24 protein-coding genes are annotated in these 26,247 nt (G+C 70.5%); 17 read left to right on the forward strand and 7 right to left on the reverse strand.

All coding sequences use genetic code 11. The features are described 5' to 3' along the window. Nucleotides 1-58: 58 nt before the first annotated feature. Nucleotides 59-712, reverse strand: coding sequence for a YigZ family protein (locus CQ047_RS12990; RefSeq protein WP_105675914.1), 654 nt, complete (start codon nt 710-712; stop codon nt 59-61). Between the two features lie 320 nt (nt 713-1,032). Then, nucleotides 1,033-2,013 carry an aldo/keto reductase gene (locus CQ047_RS12995; RefSeq protein WP_105675916.1) on the reverse strand — a complete coding sequence of 327 codons (981 nt, stop codon included), beginning with the start codon at nt 2,011-2,013 and terminating at the stop codon, nt 1,033-1,035. 260 nt (nt 2,014-2,273) lie between these two features. On the opposite strand from CQ047_RS12995, the gene CQ047_RS13000 reads away from it, so the two are divergent. The 3 genes from CQ047_RS13000 (at nt 2,274) to CQ047_RS13010 (ending at nt 4,752) form a co-directional block, all read left to right on the forward strand. Continuing rightward, complete coding sequence (locus CQ047_RS13000) at nt 2,274-3,524, forward strand: sensor histidine kinase (protein ID WP_105675918.1); 1,251 nt, start codon at nt 2,274-2,276, stop codon at nt 3,522-3,524. Next, entirely contained in the window at nt 3,521-4,144 is a 624-nt protein-coding gene (locus CQ047_RS13005; RefSeq protein ID WP_105675920.1) for a response regulator transcription factor, read from the forward strand. Before CQ047_RS13000 ends, CQ047_RS13005 begins: the two co-directional genes overlap by 4 nt. Nucleotides 4,145-4,320: 176 nt before the next feature. Then, nucleotides 4,321-4,752, forward strand: coding sequence for a DUF2871 domain-containing protein (locus CQ047_RS13010; protein ID WP_105675923.1), 432 nt, complete (start codon nt 4,321-4,323; stop codon nt 4,750-4,752). Nucleotides 4,753-4,909: 157 nt separating this feature from the next. Here the strand turns inward: CQ047_RS13010 and cycA are convergent, their stop codons facing one another. Continuing rightward, nucleotides 4,910-6,358, reverse strand: coding sequence for a D-serine/D-alanine/glycine transporter (gene cycA, locus CQ047_RS13015; protein ID WP_105675925.1), 1,449 nt, complete (start codon nt 6,356-6,358; stop codon nt 4,910-4,912). A gap of 256 nt (nt 6,359-6,614) precedes the next feature. Continuing rightward, on the reverse strand, nt 6,615-7,376 hold the full coding sequence (locus CQ047_RS13020) for a GntR family transcriptional regulator (protein WP_105675959.1): 762 nt from the start codon (nt 7,374-7,376) through the stop codon (nt 6,615-6,617). A 161-nt stretch (nt 7,377-7,537) separates the two neighbouring features. On the opposite strand from CQ047_RS13020, the gene iolC reads away from it, so the two are divergent. From iolC to CQ047_RS13060, 8 genes are read left to right on the forward strand one after another with little or no spacing between them, the layout of a single operon-like run. Then, nucleotides 7,538-8,494, forward strand: a complete 957-nt coding sequence (iolC, locus tag CQ047_RS13025) for a 5-dehydro-2-deoxygluconokinase (protein WP_105675961.1) — start codon at nt 7,538-7,540, stop codon at nt 8,492-8,494. A gap of 1 nt (nt 8,495) precedes the next feature. Next, complete coding sequence (locus CQ047_RS13030; protein ID WP_181155935.1) at nt 8,496-9,392, forward strand: class I fructose-bisphosphate aldolase; 897 nt, start codon at nt 8,496-8,498, stop codon at nt 9,390-9,392. A gap of 9 nt (nt 9,393-9,401) precedes the next feature. Beyond that, nucleotides 9,402-10,940: a CoA-acylating methylmalonate-semialdehyde dehydrogenase gene (locus tag CQ047_RS13035; protein WP_105675927.1), complete on the forward strand. Its 1,539-nt coding sequence runs from the start codon at nt 9,402-9,404 to the stop codon at nt 10,938-10,940. Between the two features lie 7 nt (nt 10,941-10,947). Beyond that, the gene (gene iolB / locus CQ047_RS13040; RefSeq protein ID WP_105675929.1) at nt 10,948-11,886 is read left to right on the forward strand and encodes a 5-deoxy-glucuronate isomerase; all 939 of its coding nucleotides are present in this window, start codon (nt 10,948-10,950) and stop codon (nt 11,884-11,886) included. Continuing rightward, nucleotides 11,883-13,808 (forward strand): 3D-(3,5/4)-trihydroxycyclohexane-1,2-dione acylhydrolase (decyclizing), encoded by a 1,926-nt coding sequence (gene iolD, locus CQ047_RS13045; RefSeq protein WP_105675931.1) that lies wholly within the window; start codon nt 11,883-11,885, stop codon nt 13,806-13,808. The genes iolB and iolD overlap by 4 nt, the downstream gene beginning before the upstream one ends. Next, on the forward strand, nt 13,805-14,722 hold the full coding sequence (locus CQ047_RS13050; protein WP_105675933.1) for a sugar phosphate isomerase/epimerase: 918 nt from the start codon (nt 13,805-13,807) through the stop codon (nt 14,720-14,722). The genes iolD and CQ047_RS13050 overlap by 4 nt, the downstream gene beginning before the upstream one ends. A 38-nt stretch (nt 14,723-14,760) precedes the next feature. Next, nucleotides 14,761-15,771, forward strand: a complete 1,011-nt coding sequence (iolG, locus tag CQ047_RS13055) for an inositol 2-dehydrogenase (RefSeq protein WP_105675934.1) — start codon at nt 14,761-14,763, stop codon at nt 15,769-15,771. Continuing rightward, nucleotides 15,768-16,565 (forward strand): TIM barrel protein, encoded by a 798-nt coding sequence (locus CQ047_RS13060; RefSeq protein WP_105675935.1) that lies wholly within the window; start codon nt 15,768-15,770, stop codon nt 16,563-16,565. Before iolG ends, CQ047_RS13060 begins: the two co-directional genes overlap by 4 nt. Nucleotides 16,566-16,619: 54 nt before the next feature. On the opposite strand, the gene CQ047_RS13065 is transcribed toward CQ047_RS13060, so the two are convergent. Then, a complete protein-coding gene (locus CQ047_RS13065; protein WP_223585559.1) occupies nt 16,620-17,804 on the reverse strand; it encodes a Gfo/Idh/MocA family protein in 1,185 nt (394 codons plus the stop codon). A 158-nt stretch (nt 17,805-17,962) separates the two neighbouring features. Here CQ047_RS13065 and CQ047_RS13070 point away from each other — a divergent pair, with 158 nt between their 5' ends. The 5 genes from CQ047_RS13070 (at nt 17,963) to CQ047_RS13090 (ending at nt 23,079) form a co-directional block, all read left to right on the forward strand. Beyond that, nucleotides 17,963-18,949 (forward strand): sugar ABC transporter substrate-binding protein, encoded by a 987-nt coding sequence (locus tag CQ047_RS13070; RefSeq protein ID WP_105675937.1) that lies wholly within the window; start codon nt 17,963-17,965, stop codon nt 18,947-18,949. A gap of 56 nt (nt 18,950-19,005) precedes the next feature. Next, entirely contained in the window at nt 19,006-20,049 is a 1,044-nt protein-coding gene (locus tag CQ047_RS13075; protein WP_105675938.1) for an ABC transporter permease, read from the forward strand. Then, on the forward strand, nt 20,046-20,951 hold the full coding sequence (locus tag CQ047_RS13080) for an ATP-binding cassette domain-containing protein (protein ID WP_105675940.1): 906 nt from the start codon (nt 20,046-20,048) through the stop codon (nt 20,949-20,951). Before CQ047_RS13075 ends, CQ047_RS13080 begins: the two co-directional genes overlap by 4 nt. A gap of 137 nt (nt 20,952-21,088) precedes the next feature. Continuing rightward, the gene (locus CQ047_RS13085) at nt 21,089-22,561 is read left to right on the forward strand and encodes an MATE family efflux transporter (RefSeq protein ID WP_105675942.1); all 1,473 of its coding nucleotides are present in this window, start codon (nt 21,089-21,091) and stop codon (nt 22,559-22,561) included. A gap of 98 nt (nt 22,562-22,659) precedes the next feature. Next, nucleotides 22,660-23,079 carry a hypothetical protein gene (locus CQ047_RS13090; protein ID WP_105675944.1) on the forward strand — a complete coding sequence of 140 codons (420 nt, stop codon included), beginning with the start codon at nt 22,660-22,662 and terminating at the stop codon, nt 23,077-23,079. Nucleotides 23,080-23,206: 127 nt separating this feature from the next. On the opposite strand, the gene CQ047_RS13095 is transcribed toward CQ047_RS13090, so the two are convergent. Then, nucleotides 23,207-24,910, reverse strand: a complete 1,704-nt coding sequence (locus CQ047_RS13095) for an AMP-binding protein (RefSeq protein WP_105675945.1) — start codon at nt 24,908-24,910, stop codon at nt 23,207-23,209. 90 nt (nt 24,911-25,000) lie between these two features. Next, nucleotides 25,001-25,468: an Lrp/AsnC family transcriptional regulator gene (locus CQ047_RS13100; RefSeq protein ID WP_105675947.1), complete on the reverse strand. Its 468-nt coding sequence runs from the start codon at nt 25,466-25,468 to the stop codon at nt 25,001-25,003. A 112-nt stretch (nt 25,469-25,580) separates the two neighbouring features. Here CQ047_RS13100 and CQ047_RS13105 point away from each other — a divergent pair. Continuing rightward, nucleotides 25,581-26,247: aminotransferase class I/II-fold pyridoxal phosphate-dependent enzyme (locus CQ047_RS13105; RefSeq protein WP_146114350.1), on the forward strand; the 667-nt coding region annotated here is incomplete at its 3' end.

Genomic DNA, 26,247 nt, shown 5'->3' on the forward strand with positions numbered 1-26,247 from the left:
GCGGACGGGCGACGTGGATGCGCGGGTGGACGGGAGACGTGGACGCGACGACGGGCGGTCAGTCGGGCACGTCGACGATGCGCTCGGCGCCGAAGACGGGCGTCACGGCGCCGGCGGATGCGGCGGCGAGGTCGTCGGCCAGGGAGGCGAGCGCCGCGGCGGGCGCCCAGAGCTCGAGCGTCGCCGCCGCGCCGTAGCTCGGTGCGCCCAGCGTCGCGCCGTGGTGGCCGGCCCAGTCGCGCAGCAGGTTGTCGTAGCGGCCGGCATCCGCGTGGGGCACGACCACCGTCGCCTGCGTGAGCGACTCCCGCCGCACGGGCGACGCGAGATCCAGCGCCTCCGAGACGGCGGTGGAGTAGGCGCGCACGAGTCCGCCGGCTCCGAGCTTGACGCCGCCGAAGTACCGGGTGACCACGGCCACGACATCGGTGAGCTCCCGACGCCGCAGCACCTCGAGCATCGGGATGCCGGCTGTGCCTGACGGCTCTCCGTCATCCGATGACCGCGCCTGGTCGCCGAGCAGGCCGGTGACCATCGCACTGCAGTTGTGCCGTGCGTCCCAGAACCGTTTACGGACGCCGGCGATGACGGCATCCGCCTCCGGCACCGAGGAGACGGGTTCGACGTGGGCGATGAACCGCGACTTCTTGATGACGAGTTCGTGCTCCACGCCCGCGGCGATCGTCGTCGGGTAGCTGCGGTCTGTGCTCACCCCGCCACGCTAGCCCCGCCTGTGCACGTGCGCGATCTCGCCGAGCACACGTAAACCCCGCCTGTGCACGTGAAGCCGCCGAGTGCACAGCCTGTCGACGTCGGGATGCCGTGCACTCGCCGAGTGCACGCGAACCCCGCCTGTGGGCGCGAAGCCCGCCGAGTGCACGTGACGTCGCCGAGTGCACGGCCTGTCGACGTCGGGATGCCGTGCACTCGCCGAGTGCACGTGAAGTCGACGCGCCGCGACGCGCCCCGACGCGCCCCGACGCGACGCGACGCGACGTGACCCGACGCGACACCACCGCGGGAAGAGCGGGGTCAGCGGTCGATGAAGGACATCTGCTGGGGGTTGTAGCGGGCGCCGTGGACCCGCGTGGCCAGCTGATCGAGGGCGGACATCTCGTCGGCGGACAGCGCGACGGCGGTCGAGCCCGCGTTCTCGGCGATGCGCGCCGTGCGGCGCGTGCCGGGGATGGGCACGATCCACGGCTCGCGGGCGAGCAGCCACGCGAGGGCGATCTGTCCGGGAGAGGCGTCCTTCGCGGCGGCGAGAGCGGCGACCTGACCGACGAGCTCCTGGTTTGCGGCGCGGTTCTCCTCGCTGAAGCGCGGGATCGTTCCGCGGATGTCGCCCTCGGTGAAGGGCGTGCTCTGATCGACCGTGCCGGTCAGGAAGCCCTTGCCGAGGGGGCTGAACGGCACGAAGCCGATGCCGAGCTCGGCGAGCACGGGAAGCACGGACGCCTCGGGCTCGCGCGTCCACAGCGAGTACTCGCTCTGCAGGGCCGTCACCGGGTGCACGGCGTGCGCGCGCCGGATGGTGTCCGCCGACGCCTCGGAGAGGCCGAAGTGCCGAACCTTGCCCTCGGCGATCAGCTCGCCGACCGTCCCGGCCACGTCTTCGATCGGCACGTCCGGGTCGACGCGGTGCTGGTAGAAGAGGTCGATCGTGTCGGTGCGCAGCCGGCGCAACGAGGCTTCGGCGACCCGTCGGATCTGCTCGGGCCTGCTGTCGAGGCCGACGCTCTTGCCGTCTTCGATCTTCCAGCCGAACTTCGTCGCGATCACGACCTGGTCGCGGATCGGCGCGAGGGCCTCTCCGACGAGCTCCTCGTTCACGTAGGGACCGTAGACCTCCGCCGTGTCGAAGAAGGTGACGCCGAGGTCGAGCGCCGAGCGCAGCACCTCGATCATCTCCTCGCGTGTGCCGGGATTCGGCCCGTAGCTCTGCGACATGCCCATGCAGCCGAGTCCGACCGCCGAGACCTCGAGGCCCTGTCCGAGTGTGCGCGTGTGCATGGTGTGTCCTTCCGTCGGCATCCTGTCGTTCCGACGCTACGCCCGCCTCTCCCTCCCGAGGGAGGCCCTGCCGCACCCCCTCTTGCCAGGCCCTCCATCGCCGTCGAGTGCACATGATCTCGCCGAGGGCACGGGCTGTCGACGCGAGGATGCCGTGCACTCGCCGAGTGCAGGTGAACTCGACGGCGATAGGCAAGGGAGAAGGGGCGGTCAACCGAAAGGTGGAGGCGTGCGAGGGGGCGGGGAGGAAGAATGTGAGGATGCCGTCTTCTGATCACCCCGCCGCCGAGCCCGTGCGCGTGCGCACCTGGGCGGGGCTGATCGGCTCCGTGCGGGTCGGGCAGGCGGTGATCACCGTGGTGCTCGTCGCGATCGGTTCGTGGCGGGCCGCACTCGACGGCGTGCCCCTGCCGTGGGTGCTGGCGATCAGCCTCGTCTTCCTCGGCTGGTACGGCGGCGGTCTGGTGCTGAGCGAGCGCACCGAGGATCGTCGCCTCGCCGCCGGCTGGCTGCTCGGGCTGACGCTGATCTGGCTCGGCGCCGTCGCGCTGTCGCCGGAGTACGTGTGGCTCGCCTTCGCGCTCTGGCTGCTCTCCGGATTCGTGCTGCGGATGCGGTGGGCGGCTCCGCTGAGCATCCTGATCCTCGCCGTCGTCATCGCGGCTCCCGTGCTGCACCACGGCACCACCAGCTACGCCAATGTGATCGGCCCGCTGGTCGGCGGGGTCTTCGCGCTGGGGATCTCGCGCGGATACCTCGAGCTCGTCCGCGACGCGCGCGAACGGCGTCGGCTCATCTCCTCGCTCGTCCAGGCGCACGAGGAGATGGCGGCCCTGCAGGACGAGCTCGCCCGCACGCAGCGCGAGTCCGGAGCGAGCGCCGAGCGCACCAGGGTGTCGCGCGACATCCACGACACCGTCGCGCAGAGCATGGCGTCGATCGGCATGCTGGCTCGGACCGGGACGGAGCAGGATGCCGACCCCGCCCGCGCGCTCGAGCAGATCGCCGCGCTCGCCGCAGAGGGGCTGGCCGACGCCCGACGCATCGTGAACGACCTCATGCCGGCGGAGCTGGAGCAGGCCGCCCTCGGCGACGCGCTCGGACGGATGCTGCGGCGCCTGTCGGACGAGACCGGGATCTCGGCGACGCTGCAGGCCGACGACCTCCCCGCGCTCGGCCTCGACGCCGAGGTCGCCCTGCTGCGCACGGCCCAGTCGGCGCTCGCGAACGTGCGCACGCACTCCGGGGCCTCGCGGGTGGTGGTGACGCTGGCGGATGCCGGCGACACGGTGCGCCTGGACATCGTCGACGACGGACGCGGCTTCGATTCCGCACGACTCGACGCGCCGGGGCCGGACGGCGGCTACGGCCTGCGCGCGATGCGGGCGCGGCTCCGCGAGCTCGGCGGCGGACTCGACGTGGAGAGCGCCCCCGGCGACGGCACGGCGCTCTCGGCCCACGTCCCGGTCGGAGGGCGCCCGTCGCCCCGCGGCGAGGGGAGAGCGTCATGACCGCGCTGCGCGTGCTGCTCGTCGACGACCACCCCATCGTGCGGGCGGGCGTGCGCTCGTTGTTCGACCGCCGCGACGACATCGAGGTCGTCGGGGAGGCCGCATCCGGTGAGGAGGCGGTGGCGCTGTCGCGGCACCTGCACCCCGATGTCGTGCTGTGCGATCTGCGCCTGGGCTCCGGCATGGACGGCGTCCAGACCACCGCTGCACTCCGGGCGCAGGAGCCGGCCCCCGCGGTGATCATCCTCACCACTTTCGATCGAGATGCGGAGATTCTCGGGGCGATTGAGGCAGGTGCAGCGGGATATCTGCTGAAAGACGTCGCTCCTGAAGTGATCGTGCAGGCGATCCGTCACGCCGCCGCAGGAGGGCTCGTGCTCACCCCCGAGCTCAGCGAACGCGTCGTCGAGGTCATGCGGGCACCGCGGGTGCGGCTCACCGAGCGCGAGCTCGACGTGCTGCGGCTCCTTGACACCGGCTCATCGAACCGGGAGATCGCGAAGACGCTGTTCGTCACCGAGGCGACGGTCAAGACGCACCTCGTGCACGTGTTCGAGAAGCTCGGCGCCGACAGTCGCGCCCGGGCGATCGCGATCGCCCGGGACACCGGCATCCTCTGACCTCTCGGGCGTCTCGCCGGTCGCAGGTTCGCACGGCGCTGCCGTGCCGTGCGGGTGTGAGGCCGTGCGGGCCATGCCGTACCGTGCCGCGCGCTGCCGTGCATCTCAACCGAACGATGGATCCGGTGCGGGGGCCGCGGAGCGAGGCTGGAGTCAGCCTCGAAAGGACACCCCTCATGCGCAAGCTCTTCTACGCCGCGTTCGCCTACATGCTCGTCGGCGTGCTCTCCGGACTCTTCTACCGCGAGTTCACCAAGGCCAACGGCTTCCCCGAGGGGCAGTTCACCCAGCTCGGTCTCGTCCACACGCACGTCCTCGTCCTGGGCTTCGTCGTGCTGCTGATCGTGCTGCTGCTCGAGAAGGCGTTCGCACTGAGCGAGAGCCGCCTGTTCGGCTGGTTCTTCTGGATCTACAACGCCGGACTCGTGCTCACCTCGGCGATGCTCGTCTGGCACGGATGCCTCACGGTGCTCGGTCGGGAGTCGTCCGCCATGATCTCCGGCATCGCGGGGCTCGGTCACATCCTGCTCTCGGCGGGCATGGTGCTGCTGTTCCTCGCGCTGCGGAAGCGCCTGTTCGCTCCGAAGCCCGCCGTAGCGTCGGTCTGACCCGGGGCCGTCAGCCCCGTCAAGATTCCGGTCGCATCGGCATCCGTCCGACCGAATCGGCCAGAACTCCGGAGATCCGCCGGGTACGAGCCCGGCATCGCCCGATCTGGTCACCGCCGATGCGGATCTCCGGAGTTCTGGCGTTCAGGTGAACGCGTTACTCCGCGGAGTCGTCGCGCAGGTGCGCGATGTGGGCCTCGTGGCGGGAGATGTGGTTCGGAGACCTGCGCACGAAGATCCATGCCACGACGAGCAGCGCGAACCAGATCGGCGTCACCGCCAGCGCGGTCAGCGTATCGGGCTGCGTGGTCAGCGCCCACAGGATGAACACGAAGAACGCGAGCACCACGTAGGGCATGAACAGACCGCCCGGCATGCGGAACACCGAGGCCGCGGCCTTCTCCTTGCGCGTGCGGCGGTAGACGATGTAGCTGATCAGGAAGATCGTCCACACGAACATGAAGCACACGGCCGAGACCGTGGTCACCATGTCGAAGGCGGTGCCGATGTCCTTGCCTGCGTACAGCAGCACGACGCCCGACAGCAGCAGGATGCAGGAGAGGAACAGCGCGTTCTGCGGCACCTTGCGCGACGACAGGCGGCCGAAGATCTGCGGGGCGTCGCCGTCCTGCGCGAGGCCGAACACCATGCGCGAGGTGGAGTAGATGCCCGAGTTCGCGCTCGACATGGCCGAGGTCAGCACGACGAGGTTCACGACCGTCGCGGCGATGCCGAGGCCCGCGAGGGCGAACATGGCGATGAAGGGGCTCTCGCCCGCGACGTACTCGGTCCAGGGGGTCACGGCCATGAGCACGATGAGCGCGCCCACGTAGAACAGCAGCACGCGGATCGGGATGGCGTTGATCGCCTTCGGCAGGTTGCGCGTCGGGTCCTTCGTCTCGGCCGCGGCCGTGCCGACGAGCTCGATGCCGACGAACGCGAAGACGGCGATCTGGAAGCCGGCGACGAAGCCCATGAAGCCGTGCGGGAACATGCCGCCGTGGTCCCACAGGTTCGCGAACGATGCGGTGCCGGCGTCGTGCTGGAAGCCGGTGAAGATCATCACGAGGCCCGTGATGATGAGCGCGACGATCGCGACGATCTTGATGAGCGCGAACCAGAACTCCATCTCGCCGAAGGCGGCGACCGTGGGCAGGTTCAGCGCGAGCAGGATGATGATGACGAGCAGGCCGGGGATCCACAACGGGATGCCGGGGATGAGCGCATCCGTGTACCCGGCGATCGCGATGACGTCGGCGACGCCGGTGACCACCCAGCAGAACCAATAGGTCCACCCGGTGAAGAAGCCCGCCCAGGGGCCGAGGAGGTCGCTGGCGAAGTCGCTGAACGACTTGTACTTGAGGTTCGACAGCAGCAGCTCGCCCATCGCCCGCATGACGAAGAACAGCATGAAGCCGATGATCATGTAGACGAAGATGACCGACGGGCCCGCGACCGAGATGGTCTTGCCGCTGCCCATGAACAGGCCGGTGCCGATCGCCCCGCCGATCGCGAGCAGTTGGATGTGGCGGTTGCTCAGCGCCCGCCGCAGGTGCTCCTCCTCGCCGGTGCCCTTCGTGGTGCCCCCTGAGTGCTGATTCGTCACTGTGATCCTCCGGTCGTCGTCGACTGCGCCCGCGCGCGGGCACGGTGTGCAGGCTAGTGCACGCGGATGCCGTCGCCCGGACGATCCGCGGAGGGTCAGCCGGATCGGCGTCGGGGCCGTGACCGCGCGCGAGGCCGTCCAGAACTCCGGAGATCCGCCGACCGTCGGACGGGCCGGACCCGATTCGGCGGGCGCCGACGCGGGCGCCGCCCGAGATCTCCGGAGTTCTGGACGCGCGGAGGGTCAGCCGGATCGGCTACTTCGCGACGAGCGTGGTCTCGAAGCTGTACATGTCGGGGCGGTAGCAGTGGTGGCCGTACTCGATGGCCCTGCCGGAGTCGTCGAAGGCGATGCGCTCCATCGTGAGCACGGGGCCGCCGTCGTCGATGTCGAGCAGTGCGCTCTCGTCTCCCTCGGCGCGCCGGGCGCCGATCTTCTGCTTGGCGATCCGGATCGTCACGCCCCGGGCGCGGAGGATCTGGTAGAGCCCGCGGGTGCCGAGGTCGTCGGTGGTGATGTCGCGGAACTCGCGGGGGAGGTAGTTCTCCAGCACGGCCACCGGCATCCCGTCGGTGCTGCGCTGGCGGCGGATGTAGACGACGTCCTCGCCGACCGGCACGCCGAGTCCCACGGCGACGGCGTCGGTCGCGGGGACGACCTCGTGTGCGAGCACGCGGGTGCCGGGCTCGTGGTGGGAGCCCTGCAGATCTTCGTAGAGGCTGGTCAGCTCGACCTGGCGGGTGACCTGTCCCTGCACGACCTGCGTGCCGATGCCGCGGCGGCGGACGAGCAGTCCCTTGTCGACGACCTCCTGGATCGCGCGACGCACGGTGGGGCGGGAGAGGCCGAGTCGCTGGGCGATCGCGATCTCGTTCTCCAGGCGGGCGCCGGCGGGGATGGCGCCGGAGTGGATGGCCCCTTCGAGGCGGCTGGAGACCTGGTAGTACAGCGGCACGGGGCCGGTGCGGTCGAGGTCGGCGAACAGCTCGTCCGGCCAATGGGGCTCGTCGCCGGCCATCGTTCCCTCCCCGGCCCGCGTGGTCGCGGGGTCCATGTTCCGACAATCTTACGTCCGCAACTTCAGCGGGCGGGATCTCTTGCGCGAACACACCTATGTGCTATTGTTAGGACATTCGAGCATCGAAGCGGATGCCGACGTACAGAGAGGTGTTCGCGCGCATGACCGAGACGCAGGACGCACCCGAGATCATCGCCTTCGGACGCCTCGGAGTGGACCTCTATCCGCTGCAGAGCGGGGTCGGCCTCGAAGACGTGACGAGCTTCGGCAAGTACCTCGGCGGCAGCGCGGCCAACGTGAGCGTCGCCGTGGCGCGGCACGGGCGCCGCTCGGCCCTCGTCTCGCGCGTGGGCGACGATCCCTTCGGCCGCTACCTGCTCCGTGAGCTCGACCGCCTCGGCGTCGACCCCTCCGGCGTGGCCGTCGATCCGCTGCTGAAGACGCCCCTGACGTTTTGCGAGATCTTCCCGCCCGACGACTTCCCGCTGTACTTCTACCGCGACCCGAAGGCGCCCGATCTGAATCTCGACGCCGACCAGATCGACCTCGACGCCGTGCGTGCGACCGATCTCCTCTGGCTCACGGTCACCGGCCTCAGCCAGGAGCCCAGCCGCTCCGCCCATCTCGCGGCGCTCGCTGCCAGGGGGCGCGCTCGGCACACGGTGCTCGACCTCGACTACCGTCCGATGTTCTGGAGCGATCCGGCCGCGGCGTCCGCGCAGGTGGATGCCGTGCTCGACGCCGTGACCGTGGCCGTGGGCAACCGCGAGGAGTGCGAGATCGCCGTCGGCGAGACCGACCCGCACCGCGCAGCCGACGCGCTGCTCGACCGCGGCATCGAGCTCGCAATCGTGAAGCAGGGGCCCAAGGGCGTGCTCGCCAAGACCCGAGACGAGACCGTCGAGGTGCCCCCGCTGGTCATCGACGTCGTCAACGGCCTCGGCGCCGGCGACGCGTTCGGCGGCGCCCTGTGCCACGGCCTGCTGAGCGGGTGGGAGCTCGAGCGGATCATCCGCTTCGCGAACGCGGCGGGGGCGATCGTCGCCTCGCGCCTGGAGTGCTCGACGGCCATGCCCACGACGGCGGAGGTCGACGAGGCGATGGCAGGGGGGAACTGACATGGGCATCCTGACGGCATCCGACTTCGCGCGGCTGCGGGAGATCCGCTCGCGGCGTCCGCACGAGATCACCGAGGCGCTGCGGGCGCGCACGCGGCGCGAGATCCTGGGCGCCGACGACCGCATGTTCATCGTCGCCGCCGACCACCCGGCCAGGGGCGCGCTCGCGGTGGGACCGGACGCGACGGCCATGGCCGACAGGTACGACCTGCTCGACCGGCTCGCCACGGCTCTCTCACGACCGGGCGTCGACGGCGTGCTCGGGACCCCCGACATCATCGACGACCTCGCCGCTCTCGGCCTGCTCGACGGAAAGGTCGTGGTGGGCTCGATGAACCGCGGCGGCCTCCGCTCGGCGACCTTCGAGATGGACGACCGCTTCACGGCCTACGACGTGCCGAGCCTCGTCGACTCCGGGCTCGACTTCGCGAAGACGCTCATGCGCATCAACTTCGACGACGAGGGCACCTCGGCGACGCTCGAGGCGACCGCCCACGCCGTCACGCAGGCCGCCGCCGCTCGACTGCCCATCATGCTGGAGCCGTTCGTGAGCCAGTGGAAGGACGGGCATGTCGTCAACGACCTGACGCCGGATGCCGTCATCCGCTCGATCGCGATCGCCGCTGGTCTCGGCGGCAGCAGCGCGTACACGTGGATGAAGCTGCCCGTCGTGGCCGACATGGAGCGAGTGATGGCAGCGACGACCATGCCGACCGTGCTGCTCGGCGGCGACTCTCCCGACGACCCCGACGAGACCTTCGCCGCCTGGGAGGACGCGATGTCGCTCCCCGGCGTGCGGGGCCTCACCGCCGGTCGCACCCTGCTCTACCCGCCCGACGGCGATGTCGCCGCGGCCGTCGACATCGCGGCCCGACTCGTCCACCCCACGCTGATCTGAGGAGCCCGCATGACCATCGACACGACAGCCGCCCTCACGGGTGTGCAGGAGATCGGCCACTGGATCGACGGGGCGCCGCGCCCCTCGACGAGCGGTCGCACCGCCGACGTCTTCAACCCCGCGACCGGAGCCGTGATCGGCCGGGTGGCGCTCGCCGACGAGACCGAGATCGCCGAGGCGATCGCCTCCGCCGAGCGTGCGCAGAAGGCCTGGGGCGCCACGTCGATCGCGAAGCGTCAAGCGGTGCTGTTCGCATTCCGCGAGCTGCTGAACGCCCGCAAGGGCGAGCTCGCCGAGATCGTCACGCGTGAGCACGGCAAAGTGCTCTCCGACGCGATGGGGGAGATCCTCCGCGGACAGGAGGTGGTGGAGCTCGCCACCGGGTTCCCGCACCTGATCAAGGGCGCCTACTCGGAGAACGTCTCGACCGGCATCGACGTGTACTCGATCAAGCAGCCGCTCGGCGTGATCGGCATCGTCAGCCCCTTCAACTTCCCGGTCATGGTGCCGATGTGGTTCTTCCCGATCGCGATCGCCGCTGGCAACGCCGTGGTGCTCAAGCCCAGCGAGAAGGATCCGTCCGCCGCTCTCTGGATGGCCGAGCTGTGGCGCGAGGCCGGGCTCCCCGACGGCGTCTTCACGGTGCTGCAGGGTGACAAGCTCGCGGTCGACGGCCTCCTCACGAGCCCTGTCGTGCAGTCGATCTCGTTCGTCGGCTCGACCCCCATCGCGCAGTACATCTACGAGACGGCATCCCGTCACGGCAAGAGGGTGCAGGCGCTCGGCGGTGCGAAGAACCACATGCTGGTGCTCCCCGACGCCGACCTCGACCTCGTCGCCGACCAGGCGATCAACGCGGGATACGGCGCCGCGGGCGAGCGGTGCATGGCGATCTCCGTCCTGATCGCGGTGGAGCCGGTGGCGGACCGGCTCATCGAGAAGATCACGGAGCGGATCTCCCGGCTGCGCGTGGGCAACGGCGCGGGGGATGCCGACGGCGAGCCCGACCTCGGCCCGCTGATCAGCGGCGCGCACCGCGAGAAGGTGTCGGGCTACGTCGACATCGCGGCCGCCGATGGGGCGCGCATCGTGGTGGACGGCCGCGGCTTCGTCGTCGACGGGCACGAGGACGGCTTCTTCTTCGGACCGACGCTGATCGACGAGATCCCGCTCACGTCGCGGGCGTACCGCGAGGAGATCTTCGGCCCGGTGCTGTCGATCGTGCGCGTCGAGACGTTCCAGGAGGGGCTCGACCTCATCAACTCCGGCGAGTTCGGCAACGGCACGGCGATCTTCACGAACGACGGCGGCGCCGCGCGGCGCTTCCAGACCGAGGTGCAGGTCGGCATGATCGGCATCAACGTCCCGATCCCCGTCCCCGTCGCGTACCACTCCTTCGGCGGCTGGAAGGCCTCGCTGTTCGGAGACGCGAAGGCGTACGGTGTGCACGGGTTCGAGTTCTTCACGCGGGAGAAGGCGGTCACCAGCCGCTGGCTCGACCCGGCGACGCACGAGGGCATCAACCTCGGATTCCCGCAGAACCGCTGAGGCGCGCATGAACGACGAGACCGGATGGTTCCATCGCCGCGGCGCGCTCGCCGGCGAGGGGTGGGAGAGCGTCGTCGACGACGGCATCCCCGGCTGGCAGTACACGGGTCTGCGCGTGGGCGTGCTGACCGAGGGCGAGTCCCTCGCGCTGGACGGCGGCGGGCAGGAGCGCATCGTCGTGCCGCTCGCCGGGAGCTTCACGGTGGAGGTCGTCGAGCGGGGGTCCGCGTCGACCGTGGAGCTCGCGGGCCGCGCGTCGGTCTTCGACGGTCCGACCGACGTGCTCTACCTCTCCGCCGATGCGACGGCGATCGTGCGGGGGAGCGGCAGGGTCGCCGTCGCCTCGTCGCCGACGACCGAGGTCCGGCCGACCAGACGCATCGCGGCGGCAGAGACCCCCGTCGAGCTCCGCGGGGCGGGTGCGTCGAGCCGTCAGGTGCACAACTTCGGCACCCCGCAGGCGCTGGATGCCGCCCGGCTCATCGTGTGCGAGGTCATCACGCCGGCAGGCAACTGGTCGTCGTACCCTCCGCACAAGCACGACGAGCACGTGCCCGGTCACGAGTCGCGGCTCGAGGAGATCTACTACTTCGAGGCGGCTCGCGCCGACCGGTCGGCGCAGGGGGCGGATGCCGCCTTCGGGCTGTTCAGCACCTACTCCTCTCCCGCCGGCGACATCGAGATCGACGCGATGGTCCGCACGGGCGACATCGCCCTCGTGCCGTTCGGCTACCACGGCCCTGCGGTCGCCGCCCCCGGCTATGACCTGTACTACCTGAACGTGATGGCGGGGCCGGACCCCGAGCGCGAGTGGCTGATCAGCGACGACCCCGCGCACGCGTGGGTGCGCGACGGGTGGGCCTCGCAGCCGATCGACCCGCGCCTGCCCTTCCCCGAGGGCGCATCGGCGCACGACGACGAGCACGACGAAGGAGGGCCGCGATGACGGCGACCAGGAGGATGTCGGTCAGCCAGGCGCTGGTCGGGTTCCTTGCGAATCAGTGGACGGTCGACGGGGAGATCCGCGAACGGACGATCCCCGGCGTGTTCGGCATCTTCGGACACGGCAACGTCGCCGGCATCGGCCAGGCGCTGCGCCAGCTCGATGTCGAGAGCCCCGGTATCATGCCGTACCACCAGGCCCGCAACGAGCAGGCGATGGTGCACCAGTCCGTCGGCTTCGCGCGGATGCACCGCCGCAGGGCGACGTTCGCCTCCGCGGCATCCGTCGGCCCCGGCGCGACCAACATGCTCACCGGCGCCGCGCTCGCCACGACGAACCGGCTGCCGGCGCTGCTGCTGCCGAGCGACACCTTCGCGACGCGCGTGGCCGACCCGGTGCTGCAGCAGCTGGAGCAGCCGTGGGACATCGGGCTCACCGTCAACGACGCGTTCCGTCCGCTCTCGCGCTTCTTCGACCGCGTGCAGCGGCCGGAGCAGCTGTTCTCCATCGCGCTGAACGCCCTCCGCGTGCTCGTCGACCCCGCCGAGACCGGCGCTGTCACGATCGCGCTGCCGGAGGACGTGCAGGCCGAGAGCGTCGACGTGCCGCTGTCGTTCCTCGCCGAGCGCGAGTGGCACGTGCGCCGGCCCGTCCCCGAACGCGGTGCGCTGGAGCGGGCCGTGCGGGCGATCCGCGCCGCGAAGCGCCCGTTCATCGTCGCGGGCGGCGGCGTGATCTACTCGGGCGCAGAGGAGCAGTTGCGCGCCTTCGTCGAGGCCACCGGCATCCCCGTCGGCACGACGCAGGCCGGCGGCGGCAGCCTCGCCTGGGACCACCCGCAGTACCTCGGCGGAGTCGGGGCCACGGGCTCGACCGCAGCGAACCGGCTCGCCGCCGAGGCCGACGTCGTGATCGGCATCGGCACGCGCTACAGCGACTTCACCACGGGGTCGCGCACGGCGTTCCAGCATCCGGGTGTCGAGTTCGTCAACATCAACGTCGCCGCGTTCGACGCGTACAAGCACGGCACGCAGCTGCCGGTGATCGCTGACGCCCGCGAGACGCTGGTCGCGCTCGCAGAGGCGCTGCCCGTCCGGATCGTGAGCGATGAGCACGCCACCCGCATCGCGGGGGAGAAGGCGGAGTGGGATGCCGCGGTCGACGCCGCCTTCACGCCATCGGGGCTGGAGCGGCCCGGCCAGCCGGAGATCATCGGCGCCGTCCAGGCGGCTACCGACCCGGAGGACGTGATCGTCCAGGCCGCGGGTTCCCTGCCCGGCGACCTGCACAAGCTCTGGCGCGTGCGCGACCCACTCGGCTATCACGTCGAGTACGCGTTCTCGTGCATGGGGTACGAGATCGCCGGCGGACTCGGCGCCAAGCGCGGCGCCCTCGCATCCGGCTCCGACCGCGACGTGGTCGTGATGGTGGGAGACGGCTCGTACCTGATGCTGAGCTCCGAGCTCGCCACGGTCGTCGCCGAGGGCATCAAGCTCATCATCGTGATCGTGCAGAACCACGGCTATGCCTCGATCGGCCACCTGTCGGAGACCGTCGGCTCGGAACGGTTCGGCACGCGCTACCGGATGCAGGACGATCCGGCGCACGCCGAGCGGCTGCTGCCGGTCGACCTCGCCATGAACGCTCGCAGCTACGGGCTGCACGTCGTGGAGATCCCGGCGACGGCATCCGCGATCGACGACCTGTCGGCCGCGCTCGCCGCAGCGAAGGCCTCGCCGCGGTCGACCGTGATCCACATCGAGAGCGACCCGCTGCTCTACGCCCCCGACGGGGAGGGCTGGTGGGATGTGCCGGTGCCGGAGGAGGCGTCGCTGCCGACGACCCGTCGCGCGCGCCGCGAGTACGAACAGCGCCGGACGGCGCAGCGCCCGCTGCTGGGCGCGGAAGACGGAGGAGAGGCATGAAGGCGACGGTGGCCGGCGCCCCGGTGAGCTTCGGCGTGTTCGAGCTGACCCCGGAGGGCGCCGAGACGATCAGCCCCGACGACCTGCTGGCGACGCTCGCCGAGTCGGGCTACCGCGGCGTGGACCTGGGCCCGTCCGGCTTCTTCGGGCAGGGCGCGCGGCTGCGGGAGCGGCTGCGGAGTCACGGGCTGGAGCTCGCCGGAGGCTGGGTGCAGCTGCCCTTCTCCGACGACGACGCGTTCGAGGCGGCGCTGCCGGAGCTGCACGAGGCACTGCGGGCGTTCTCCGACGCCGCGGAGGACGGTCCCGAGCGGCTGCCGCTGCCCACGCTCGCCGACGGAGGCTCGAGCATCCGCCAGGGTGCGCCGGGTCGGGGAGGCGAGGTCGACCCGCTCGCCGAGGCCGCGTGGGGAAGGCTGCTCGCGAACACCGAGCGCGCCGCGGCCATCGTGCGCGCAGCCGGCTTCGAGCCGACCTTCCACCACCACGCCGGCACGTTCGTGGAGTCTCCCGACGAGATCGACCGGTTCCTCGCGAACGTCGACGTCGACCTCACCCTCGACACCGGGCACCTCTTCATCGCCGGGGGAGACCCGCTCGACGCCGTGCGCCGCTGGGGTGACCGCATCAACCACCTGCACCTGAAGGACGTCGACCTCGGCGAGCTGACGCGCGTGCTCTCCGCCGGCGGCGGGATGCGCGAGGTCTGGTCGTCGGGTTCGTTCGTCGCGTTCGGCGCGGGCGACATCGACCTCGCCGCCGTGATGGATGCCGTCGACGAGCGCGGTTTCGACGGCTGGATCGTCGTCGAGCAGGACGTGCTGAACGGCCCCGACGTCTCCCTCTCCGAGTTCCGCGCCGCGCGCGGGGCCGACCAGATCCGCAACCGCGAGGCGCTGCGCCCCTGGGCGTGACCCCTTCTCCCCGACCCCTCTCCCCGAAGGACCGCACGATGTCACACGCTCCCCTCCGCTTCGGCCTGATCGGCACCGGACGCATCGGCCAGGTGCACGCCGCGAGCATCGCCGCCGACCCCGACGCGCAGCTCTCCTGGGTCGCCGATCCCTTCGTCGACGGCGCGCGCCGCGTCGCGGCGACGTACGGCGGCACGGCGACCGACACCCCCGACGAGGTGTTCGCCTCGGGGGAGGTCGACGCGATCCTCATCGCCTCGCCGACGCCGACGCACGTCGACCTCATCGCACGGGCGGTGGATGCCGGCATCCCCGTGCTCTGCGAGAAGCCGATCGACCTCGACATCGCGCGGGTCGAGGCGCTGCGTCCCCGGGTCGCGTCGGCCGGGGTGCCGGTGGCTCTCGGCTTCAACCGCCGCTTCGACCCCGCGTTCGCGTCGGCCAGGGCCCGCGTCGCCGCGGGTGAGATCGGCGCCCTCGAACAGCTCACGATCATCAGCCGCGACCCCTCGGCTCCGCCCGCCGACTACGTCGCCGTCTCCGGCGGGATCTTCCGCGACATGACGATCCACGACTTCGACATGGCGCGGTTCTTCCTGCCCGAGATCGTCGAGGTCTCGGCATCCGGGTCGACGACCTTCGACGCCGGCGCCGCCCACCACGGCGACTTCGACACCGCCGTGACCACCCTGCGCGCAGCATCCGGAGCCCTCGTCACGATCGTCAACTCACGGCACAGCGCCGTCGGCTACGACCAGCGCATCGAGGCCTTCGGCGGCACCGGGATGCTGCAGGTCGCGAACGCGCCGACCAGCCTCGTCAGCCTGTCGACCGCGGATGCCGTCGAGGCGAAGCCTCCGTACGAGCCGTTCTTCCTGGAGCGCTACGCCGCCGCCTACGCCGCGGAGCTGCACGAGTTCATCCTGCTCGCCCGCGGAGAGGAGTCGACGAGCCCGACGTTCGAGGACGGCCGCGCGGCGCTGATCCTCGCCGACGCCGCGCAGCGTTCGGCGACCGAGCGCGTCGTCGTGCCGGTCGACCTGCGATGAGCGCCGTCGAGCAGCCCGCCCGCTACCGGCTGGCCGCGTCGGCCGAGATGCTCTACACCGACCTCGATCTGGTCGAACGCGTCCGCCGTCTCGACGAGCGCGGCTTCGAGGTCGAGATCTGGGACTGGAGCACCAAGGACCTCCCCGCTCTCGCCGCCACCGGCGCGGTGTTCTCGTCGATGACGGGGTACCTCCGCGGCGACCTCACGACGCCCGACGGCATCGCCGACCTCCTCGCGACGGCGGAGGAGTCGCTGCGGAAGGCGGAGGTGATCGACTCACCCCGGCTGAACCTGCACGGCACGGGGCTGGCGCCCGGCGGCCTGCCGGTGCGCCCGCAGACCGAGGTCTCCCCGCACGAGTGGGAGATCGCGGCGGACACCCTCGCGCGACTGGCCGTGCTGGGTGCGCGCGAGGGGCGCGTGTTCACGCTGGAGAACCTGAACACCGCCGTCGACCACCCCGGAACCCCGTTCGCCCGCGCCGCCGACACGCTGCGTCTGGCGCGGGCCGTGGACTCTCCGTGGCTGCGCCTCAACCTCGACCTGTACCACGCGCAGATCGGGGAGGGGAACCTGATCGAGCTCGTGCGGGAGGCGCTGCCGTGGGTCGGCGAGATCCAGGTGGCTGATGTGCCTGGTCGCTGCGAGCCGGGCACGGGGGAGATCCGCTACGAGGCGATCGCCGCGGCGCTGCGCGACCTCGGCTACGACGGGGTGATCGGCCTCGAGGGCTGGGCGCGCACCGACACGGATGCCGCGCTGGACGCGTTCCGGAGCGCCTTCGGGGTCTGAGGAGCAGAGACGCAACAAGAGGCCGATGCGGACACCGCATCGGCCTCTCTGTGGTCACGCGTCGTACGTCGTGGGGCCCGTCACCTCGGGCACGGACTCCCAGGCTCCGGATGCCGTGCTCCGCAGCGCGGCATCCACGATCTCCGCCGCCGACCACGCATCGGATGCCGACGGCGCGAGCTGCCTGCCCTCGGCGACCGAGCGCAGGAACAGCGAGGCCTCGATGGTCTTCAGGTCGTCGAAGCCCATGCCGGTGCCGGCCCCGGGCTGGAAGCGCGCGAAGTCGCCGTAGTCGGGCCCGGCCATGACGGTGCGGTAGCCGGAGGCGTCATCGGCCAGCTGGAGCTCGTTCAGGCGCTGGAAGTCCCACCGCAGCGAGCCCTTCGTGCCGTACACCTCGATGCGGTACTCGGCGCGGGGGCCGATCGCGACGCGGCTGGACTCCAGCACGGCGACCGCGCCGGAGTCGAAGCGGGCGAGGATCGCGGCGTAGTCCTCGTTCTCGACGTCGCCGCGGGGGCCGTCGTCGGCGCCCTTGCTGAAGTGGCTGGCCGCGCCGGCCGACGGCAGGGGACGGCTGCGGATGAAGGTCTCGGTGAGCCCGCTGACGGAGCTGATCCGGCCGACGATGTACTGCGCGAGGTCGGCCCCGTGCGAGAGCAGGTCGCCGAGCACGCCGCTGCCCGCGCGATCGCGGCTGAACCGCCACGTGAGGGCGCCGTCGGGATCGGCCGAGTAGTCGGCGAGCAGGGCGACGCGCACGTTCGTGATCGTGCCGAGCGCCCCGTCGCGCACCAGGCGCCTGGCGTGCGCGATCGCGGGGGCGTGCCGGTAGTTGAAGCCCACCGAGGTCACGAGGCCCGCGTCGAGAGCGCCCTGTGCGATCTCTCGCGACTCGCCGGCGCCGCGGCCCATCGGCTTCTCGATCCAGAACGGCTTGCCCGCAGCGATGGCGGCCAGGGCGATCTCGTGGTGGAGGAAGTTCGGCGAGCAGATCGAGACCACGTCGACGTCGGGGTGGGCGATCAGCTCGCGGTAGTCGGAGACGGTCTCGCGGTAGCCGAGCACGTCGGCGGCGTGTTCGCGGCCCCCGGCATCCGGGTCTGCGGCGACCGTGAGGTCGGCGACGAGGGGCAGGTCGGGGTAGTGCCTGTGCGCCTCCAGATAGGCGCGTGAGTGCAGGCGCCCCATCCATCCGACCGAGACCAGACCGACGCCGATGTGCTTCTTCGTCACCACGGGCGACTCCTTCCGTTGGACACAGCGTATACCCCGAATGGAGATGTTGACAGAATGTATTGACATTTGGACTCCACGGTGTCAGGATCGCCCTGACACCGACGTCACCAGGTGGGACGTGTCGACGTCGACAGGATCCGCATCGAAGGGAAACCGAAATGAAGAAGCGCCTCATCGGCGTTCTGGGGATCGCCGCCGCAGCCGCGCTGCTGCTGTCGGCGTGCTCTGGAACCGGACAGGAACCGACGACCGACTCGCAGGGCGGCGGCGGCGACACCAAGTCCTCAGGGCTGAGCTACGCCGTGGTCACGCACGCAGCGCCCGGCGACGCGTTCTGGGACCGCGTCAAGTCCGGCGCGGAGAAGGCCGGAGCCGACTACGGCGCCGACGTCACCTACAACTCCGACCCCGACCCCGCGAAGCAGTCGCAGCTCATCGACAACGCGATCGCGCAGAAGGTCGACGGCATCGTCGTCTCCATGGCCAACCCCGACGGCGTCCAGGCGAGCGTCGAGCGCGCCGTCGCCGCCGGCATCCCGGTCGTGACCATCAACTCGGGCATCGAGAAGTTCAAGGAGTTCGGCGCGATCACCCACGTCGGGCAGAGCGAGTCGATCGCCGGAGCCGCTGTCGGCGAGCGCCTCAGCACGGAGGGCGCGACCAACGCCCTCTGCGTCATCCAGGAGGCGGGCAACATCGGACTCGAGGAGCGCTGCAAGGCCGCGGCCGGCGCGTTCGGCGGCACCATGGAGAACCTGCAGGTCGACGGCACGAACGATGCCGAGGTCAAGGCGACCATCAAGTCGAAGCTGCAGGCCGACCCCTCCATCGACGCCGTGCTGACCCTCGGCGGCCAGTACGCGATCGACGCGGTCGGCGCCGTCGAGGAGTCCGGCAGCGCGGCGAAGGTCGCGACCTTCGACCTGTCGGAAGACGTCGTGGCCGCAGTGGCCGACGGCAAGATCCTCTTCGCGGTCGACCAGCAGCCGTACGTGCAGGGCTTCCTCGGGGTGACCGCGCTCTACCTCAAGAGCATCAACGGCAACGACATCGGCGGTGGAGAGCCGATCTACTCCGGACCGGCGTTCGTCACGAAGGACAACGCGGCCCAGGTCGCGGAGTTCGCCAAGAAGGGCACGCGCTAACACCGGCGGAGGGGGCGGGATGACACCCGCCCCCTCGTCCGGCGAAAGGACTGAAGATGACAACGACGGACATCGTCACGGTGGGCAACAGACCGCGACTGGAACGGCGGCCGCTGCGCACTCTGCTCGTGCGGCCCGAGATGGGAGCGCTCGTCGCAGCGCTGGCGGTGATGATCTTCTTCTCCGTCTACACGAAGAGCTTCATGACCACCGCCGGAGCGGGCGTCTGGCTCGAATCCGCATCGACCTTCGGCATCATGGCCGTGGCGGTCGCCCTGCTCATGATCGGCGGGGAGTTCGACCTCTCGGCGGGTGTGCTCACCGGCTTCACCGCTCTCGTGGTCGGCATCCTGACCACACGGTACGGGCTGAACATCTGGGTGGCCGTGCTCGTCTCGCTCGTGCTGGCCCTCGCGATCGGCGCCCTCAACGGCCTCCTCGTGATGAAGACCGGGCTGCCGAGCTTCATCATCACCCTCGGCACGTTCTTCGTCCTGGCGGGCATCGACCTCGCCGTCACGAAGCTCATCACCGGTCAGGTGGCCATCCAGGGCATGACCAAGGTTCCCTACTACGACAGCATCCAGCCCCTCTTCGGCTCGTCGATCGAGATCGGCGGGGGCACCTTCTACATCTCGGTGCTCTGGTGGTTCGTCGTCACCGCCGTCGCGACCTGGGTGCTGCTGCGCACCCGGCCGGGCAACTGGATCTTCGCGGTCGGCGGGGCGGTCACGTCATCTCGCCAGGTGGGCGTTCCCGTGCTCAAGACCAAGATCGGCCTGTTCATGGTCACGGCCGGTGCGGCGTGGCTGGTCGGCATGATCTCGCTGTTCCGCACCTCGACGGTGCAGGCGAACACGGGCGTCGGGCAGGAGTTCATCTACATCATCTGCGCGGTCGTCGGCGGCTGCCTGATGACGGGAGGCTTCGGCTCCGCGATCGGCGCGGCGCTGGGCGCTCTCATCTACGGCATGGTCTTCCAGGGCATCACGTTCGCCCAGTGGGACACGAACTGGCTGCGCACGTTCCTCGGAGCGATGCTGCTGCTGGCGGTGTTCCTGAACCACTGGGTGCGACTCAGGGCGGGAGGAGTGAAATGACCGCGGTCAGCACGGCGGCGCCCGTCGTCGAGGTGCGCGACATCGGCAAGAGCTACGGTCCGGTGAACGCGCTCGCCGGAGTCAGCACGACGGTGAACGCCGGGCAGGTCACGTGCGTCCTGGGGGACAACGGCGCGGGCAAGTCCACGTTCATCAAGATGCTGGCCGGGGCGCACACCCCCTCCAGCGGCGAGCTGCTCGTCGACGGGGTGCAGGTGACGTTCTCGTCGCCGAGGGCGGCGCTGGATGCCGGCATCGCCACGGTCTATCAGGACCTCGCTGTCGTGCCGCTGATGCCGGTCTGGCGCAACTTCTTCCTCGGGTCGGAGCTGACGAAGGGCTGGGGGCCGCTCCGTCGGCTCGACGTGAAGCGCATGAAGCAGATCACGTACACGGAGCTCGCCAACATGGGCATCGACCTGCGCGACGTGGATCAGCCGATCGGCACGCTGTCCGGAGGAGAGCGCCAGTGCGTCGCGATCGCCCGTGCGGTGTACTTCGGTGCGAGGGTGCTGATCCTCGACGAGCCGACCGCCGCACTGGGTGTGAAGCAGTCGGGCGTGGTGCTGAAGTACATCGCCAGGGCCCGTGACCGCGGACTGGGCGTGGTGTTCATCACGCACAACCCGCACCACGCGTACCCCGTGGGCGATCGGTTCCTGCTGCTGAACCGCGGCACCAGCATCGGCAACTTCGAGAAGGAGGAGATCTCCCTCGCGCAGTTGACGAGCATGATGGCGGGCGGCGCCGAGCTCGACTCGCTCGCCCACGAGCTGCAGCGGGAGATCGGCGACGACTCACCGGTCGTCGAGGAGATCGTGCGCGAGGCCGAGCAGGCGTCGGAGCTGGGGAGCCCCGACGCGGAGTCGCCGTCCGGCGGCTCCACCCCTGCATCCGCCTGAGCGCGCGGAAGAGATCGGCCGGCATCGCCCCCGCGATGCCGGCCGATTCCGCGTGTCCGGGGATACCGCTCGCCGAATCGATTCGATAAACTGGTCGGACCCCCGATCCACCCCCCAGTTCTGCGAGCCGCTCCTTCATGGCCACCTCTCTCACCACGGGCCGTCCGTGGCGTGTCATCCTTGCCTTCTCCATCCCGCTCCTGCTCGGCAACGTCGTCCAGCAGCTGTACCAGTTCGTCGATGCGATCGTCGTCGGCCGCCACCTCGGCGTCGGCTCCCTCGCCGCGGTCGGCGCGACCGGACCGCTGCTGTTCCTGCTGCTCGGCTTCGCGTGGGGTCTCACGAGCGGCTTCGCCATCCCCATCGCGCAGGCCTACGGCGCCGGCGACGAGGTCGCGGTGCGCCGCTCCGTCGCGACCGGGGTGATCCTCACCGGCATCACGAGCGTGATCCTCACGGTCGGGGCGCCCCTGATCTCGCACCCTCTCCTCGCGCTGCTGCAGACGCCGAGCGAGCTGATGGCCGAGGCCACCGTGTTCACGCAGATCAGCTTCATCGGCGCCGGCGCGACCATGTTCTTCAACTACCTGTCGGCGATCATCCGCGCGATCGGCGACTCCCGCACGCCGCTGGTCTTCCTCACGGTCTCGTGCGCCCTGAACGCGGGGCTCGTCGTGCTCATGGTCGGACCGCTCGAGTGGGGCGTGGCCGGGGCGGCGCTGGCGACGGTCGTCGCGCAGGCCGTGTCGGTGCTGCTGTGCCTGGAGTTCGTGCGCCGCCGCCTGCCGCTGCTGCACCTGCGCCGCAGCGACTGGCGCGTCACGCGCGCCGATGTGGCGGAGCACCTGCGTCTCGGACTGCCCATGGGCTTCCAGGCGTCGATCATCGCGATCGGCACCCTCACCGTGCAGGTCGCGCTCAACACCATCGGCGCCGAGGCGGTGGCCGCGTACACCACGGGCGCCAGGGTCGACAGCCTCGGCGTGGCCTTCCTCTCGTCGCTCGGCCTCGCCGTCTCGATGTACACGGCGCAGAACCTCGGCGGGCGCCGTCCAGACCGCATCCGCCGCGGCGTCGTGGAGGCGACGTGGATGGCGGTGGCCGCCGGTGCGGCGATCGGCATCGTCATCATCGCGTTCGGCGTGCCGATGGTGCGGCTGTTCATCGGCGACGGCTCCGACGAGGTCGTGAGGCTCGCGCACCTCATGCTCATCGTGAACGGATGCGGCTACTGGGCGCTCGGCGTGCTCTTCGTGCTCCGCGGCGCGCTCCAGGGCCTCGGGCACACGCTCGTGCCCACCGTCACCGGCGTCATCGAGCTCGTGATGCGCGTCGCCGCCGCGGTCGCCCTCGGCGCGTGGATCGGATTCCCCGGTGTCGCGCTCAGCAACCCGCTCGCCTGGGTGGGGGCGATCGTGCTGCTCGTGCCCGCGTACATCAGCGCGCACCGCGCCCTCGGACGGATGCCGGTGAACCCCGCGGAGGCCACCGAGACGTCGGCGATCGCCATCGTCGGACCGGTCGACGGGTCGATGGTGGTCGACGCCGTGGTCACGCAGCCGGTGCGCGTGGTGAAGAGGTCGCCGCTCGCCCGGCTGAAGAGGCGTTAGACCCCAGGAGTACGAAACATCATCCTTGAGACGGATGCGTTCATCCAGACACTTTCCTAATGTAGAAGGTGCGGAGATACCGCTGACGGGGGGTCGTCATGACGACATCGAGGGTGGCCAGCGATCTGGCCCAGATCATGGTCCCGATCGGAGTGGTCGGCGCGGTGCTCGCGGCGGTCTGCGCGATCGTCGCAGCCGTCGCGATCACACGCGGCGCGAGCGGCCTGAGCGGAGGCGCGGTGGGGCTCTGGATCCCCAGCGCGATGATCAGCTCCATCGCCGGATTCGCCAGCCAGTGGATGCCGCTGCTGGCCTCCGTCGCGGCGCTCGTCGGCCTGCTGGTGATCGGCGGCGTCGTGCGCGCGATCATGAACGCATCCGGCGCCGAGTGGCCGACGCGGGCGGAGAAGGCCGAGGCGGCGGCCGCTGCACCGGCCGTCGCGGCTCCGGCATCCGTCGCCCCGGCGACCAGCACGATTCCGACGCTCACGCGGCCGAATCCGGTCCGCGCGGCCTGAGCCTGTTCGCGTGGCCTGAGCCTGTTCGCGCGGCTCATTCCTGTACGCGCGGCTGACACTTCTGCCGCGTGTGCAGCGAACTGCCGCACGACTCCGAGCCGCGCGACCCAAGCGACTCCGCGGAGACTCAGCGGTAGTCGCGGTCGCGGTGCTGCCCGGTCTCGTCTCCGGACTCGACGCGTGCGGCCTCGCGGGCGCGCAGCTCGACGCGACGGATCTTGCCCGAGATGGTCTTCGGCAGCTCGGGCGCGAACTCGATGATCCGCACCCACAGGTGCGACGACAGGCGGTCGTGCGCGTAGGCGAAGATCGATCGTGCGGCCTCCGCCTCGTCGGCTCCGGCATCCGTCCGCAGGCACACGTACGCCTTCGGCACCGCCAGGCGGGTCGGATCCGGGCTCGGCACCACCGCCGCCTCGACCACGAGGTCGTGCTCCAGCAGCACCGACTCGAGCTCGAACGGCGAGATCTTGTAGTCCGAGGCCTTGAAGACGTCGTCCGCCCTGCCGACGTAGGTGAGGTAGCCGTTGGCATCCCTCGTCGCGATGTCGCCCGTGTGGTGGAACCCGCCTGCACGCGACTCCGCCGTCTTCTCCGGGTCGTCGTAGTACCCGGCCATGAGGCCGAGGGGCGGCTGCGACAGGTCGAGGGCGATCTCACCCTCCCCGTCGGTCACGGCGCCCGTCACGGGGTCGAGCAGCACGACGGGGTAGCCGGGGAGCGGTCGTCCCATCGATCCGATCTTGATCGGCTGGCCGGGGGAGTTGCCGATGCACGCCGTCATCTCGGTCTGACCGAAGCCGTCGCGGATCGTCCCTCCCCACGCGTTCTGCACGCGCTCGATGACCTCGGGATTCAGGGGTTCGCCGGCGCCGACGAGCTCACGCGGCGGGTGCGTGAGGCGTCCAAGGTCGGCCTGGATCAGCATGCGCCACACGGTCGGCGGTGCGCAGAACGTCGACACGTGGTGGGTGTCCATGACCTGCATGAGGGCGTTCGCGTCGAAGCGGTCGTAGTTGTAGACGAAGACGGTGGCCTCGGCGAGGAACGGCGAGTAGAAGCTCGACCAGGCGTGCTTCGCCCACCCGGGCGACGAGATGTTGAGGTGCACGTCGCCCGGCCGCAGGCCCAGCCACCACATGGTCGACAGGTGGCCGATCGGGTAGGAGACGTGGGTGTGCTGCACGAGCTTGGGGCGGCTGGTGGTGCCGCTGGTGAAGTAGAGCAGGGCGGTGTCGGATGCCGGGGTCGGGGCATCCGGCTCGAAACCCGTCGGGGCGTCGGCGGAGTCCGCGAAGCGCTCCCACCCAGCGGGGATGCCGTCGCCGACGCCGATCCGCAGGGTGTCGATGCCGTCGAGCCGCCCGGCGAGTGCGCCGAGGGTCACGACGGCGCGGGCGCGGCCGTGCTCGATGCGGTAGGCGAGGTCGGATGCCGACAGCAGCGTCGAGGTCGGGATCGACACCGCGCCGATCTTGGTGATCGCGAGCATCACCTCCCACAGCTCGATCTGGTTGCCCAGCATCACGATGACGTGATCGCCGCGGCGGATGCCGAGACCCGTGAGCCAGGCGGCGACCTGGTCGGAGCGGGCGGAGAGTTGCCCGTAGCTCCACTCCGCGAGCGACAGGTCGGCGGACACGATCTGCACGGCGGGGCGGTCGGGGTCCTCTCCCGCGACGACGTCGAACCACTCCAGCGCGAAGTTGAACTCGTCGGGGTGCGGCCAGGAGAAGCCGGCGCGTGCGGCGTCGTAGTCCGTGGCGTTCGCGAAGAGGAAGTCCCGCATCTTGCGGATCGTGTGCGTGGCTGCGGTGGCGCTGCGGCTCATTCGGTGCTCCCTTGCTTCACGTGCCGTTCCATCCTCGCGCTCTCGGGCCCTGCGCGCGAGTGCGGGGCTGGGCATCCGTCGACGGCGCGGCTACCGGCCGAGCAGTCCGCTTCCGTCGCGGAGCTCGAACACCAGCTGGGTCTCGGTGCCCCGCACGACGGGGTGGATCGTGATGTGCTCCAGCACGATGTCCCGCAGTGCCGTCGCATCCTGCACGGCGACGTGCACGAGGAAGTCGTCGACCCCGGCGACGTGGAAGACCTGCAGCACGCGGGGGATGCCGACGAGCGCATCGAACAGCGCGGTGACCTTGGGGCCGGTGTGGTTCGCGAGGCGCACCTTGATGATCGCCTGCAGCGGGAAGCCCAGGGCGGCCTCGTCGACGCGGATGCGGGTGTCGCGGATGACGCCGCGCTCGCGCAGCGCCCGCACGCGGTGCGCGCACGTCGACTCGGCGAGACCCAGACGGGTGGCGAGCGCCTTGTTCGTGACCTCGGCATCGGCGATGAGGGCGGCGAGCAGTTCGAGGTCGAGCTCGTCGAGTTGCGGTTTCGCCAAGATGGCTCCTCTTCGAAGGTCGCTTTCGGCACAGAATAGCGAATGCAGCGGAAGAACTGGCGGATGCTGTCGAATCCCTGCGCCCGGATTGGGATTCGGGCAACGTGGAGACATGACTGCACCGCTGCATCCCGACACCGTCGCCGTCCACAGCGGCCGCTCCGACCTCGAGGGTCTCGGGGTCCATGCGCTGCCGATCGACCTCTCCACGACGAACCCGCTGCCCGACATCGAGCGCGGAGGAGACTCGTACGAGGCGATGGCCACGGGCGGACGCCCTCCCGCCGACGGCAGCATGGTCTACGCCCGCCTGTGGAACCCCACGGTCGCGCGTTTCGAGGAGGCGCTCGCCGAGCTCGAGCACGCCGAGGCCGCGGTCGCGTTCGCCTCGGGCATGGCGGCGATGACCGCGGTGATCCTCGCGCACGGCCCCGCGACGGGCATGCGCCACGTCGTCGCGGTGCGCCCGTTGTACGGCGGAACCGATCACCTGCTGGGCTCCGGGCTGCTCGGCGTCGAGACCACGTACTGCCACCCCGACGAGGTCGCCGCCGCGATCCGACCCGACACGGGGCTCGTCGTGGTCGAGACCCCCGCGAACCCCACGCTCGACATCGCGGACATCGCCGACGTCGTGCGTCAGGCCGGCGGGGTTCCGGTCGTGGTCGACAACACGTTCGCGACCCCCGTGCTGCAGAACCCGATCGACCTCGGTGCGGCGATGTCGCTGCACAGCGCCACGAAGTACCTGGGCGGTCATGGAGACGTGATCGCGGGCG

The organism is Microbacterium sp. MYb72 (genome assembly GCF_002979415.1).
In the GTDB taxonomy this organism is placed as follows: Bacteria; Actinomycetota; Actinomycetes; order Actinomycetales; family Microbacteriaceae; genus Microbacterium; species Microbacterium natoriense.

Bases quoted from the DNA above. Each gene is read 5' to 3' on its own strand.
- CQ047_RS12995 (WP_105675916.1), bottom strand. From the start codon at position 2,013: ATGCACACGCGCACACTCGGACAGGGCCTCGAGGTCTCGGCGGTCGGA.
- CQ047_RS13000 (WP_105675918.1), top strand. From the start codon at position 2,274: ATGCCGTCTTCTGATCACCCCGCCGCCGAGCCCGTGCGCGTGCGCACC.
- CQ047_RS13005 (WP_105675920.1), top strand. From the start codon at position 3,521: ATGACCGCGCTGCGCGTGCTGCTCGTCGACGACCACCCCATCGTGCGG.
- CQ047_RS13010 (WP_105675923.1), top strand. From the start codon at position 4,321: ATGCGCAAGCTCTTCTACGCCGCGTTCGCCTACATGCTCGTCGGCGTG.
- CQ047_RS13020 (WP_105675959.1), bottom strand. From the start codon at position 7,376: ATGGCCGGCGACGAGCCCCATTGGCCGGACGAGCTGTTCGCCGACCTC.
- iolC (WP_105675961.1), top strand. From the start codon at position 7,538: ATGACCGAGACGCAGGACGCACCCGAGATCATCGCCTTCGGACGCCTC.
- CQ047_RS13030 (WP_181155935.1), top strand. From the start codon at position 8,496: ATGGGCATCCTGACGGCATCCGACTTCGCGCGGCTGCGGGAGATCCGC.
- CQ047_RS13035 (WP_105675927.1), top strand. From the start codon at position 9,402: ATGACCATCGACACGACAGCCGCCCTCACGGGTGTGCAGGAGATCGGC.
- iolB (WP_105675929.1), top strand. From the start codon at position 10,948: ATGAACGACGAGACCGGATGGTTCCATCGCCGCGGCGCGCTCGCCGGC.
- iolD (WP_105675931.1), top strand. From the start codon at position 11,883: ATGACGGCGACCAGGAGGATGTCGGTCAGCCAGGCGCTGGTCGGGTTC.
- CQ047_RS13050 (WP_105675933.1), top strand. From the start codon at position 13,805: ATGAAGGCGACGGTGGCCGGCGCCCCGGTGAGCTTCGGCGTGTTCGAG.
- iolG (WP_105675934.1), top strand. From the start codon at position 14,761: ATGTCACACGCTCCCCTCCGCTTCGGCCTGATCGGCACCGGACGCATC.
- CQ047_RS13060 (WP_105675935.1), top strand. From the start codon at position 15,768: ATGAGCGCCGTCGAGCAGCCCGCCCGCTACCGGCTGGCCGCGTCGGCC.
- CQ047_RS13070 (WP_105675937.1), top strand. From the start codon at position 17,963: ATGAAGAAGCGCCTCATCGGCGTTCTGGGGATCGCCGCCGCAGCCGCG.
- CQ047_RS13075 (WP_105675938.1), top strand. From the start codon at position 19,006: ATGACAACGACGGACATCGTCACGGTGGGCAACAGACCGCGACTGGAA.
- CQ047_RS13080 (WP_105675940.1), top strand. From the start codon at position 20,046: ATGACCGCGGTCAGCACGGCGGCGCCCGTCGTCGAGGTGCGCGACATC.
- CQ047_RS13085 (WP_105675942.1), top strand. From the start codon at position 21,089: ATGGCCACCTCTCTCACCACGGGCCGTCCGTGGCGTGTCATCCTTGCC.
- CQ047_RS13090 (WP_105675944.1), top strand. From the start codon at position 22,660: ATGACGACATCGAGGGTGGCCAGCGATCTGGCCCAGATCATGGTCCCG.
- CQ047_RS13095 (WP_105675945.1), bottom strand. From the start codon at position 24,910: ATGAGCCGCAGCGCCACCGCAGCCACGCACACGATCCGCAAGATGCGG.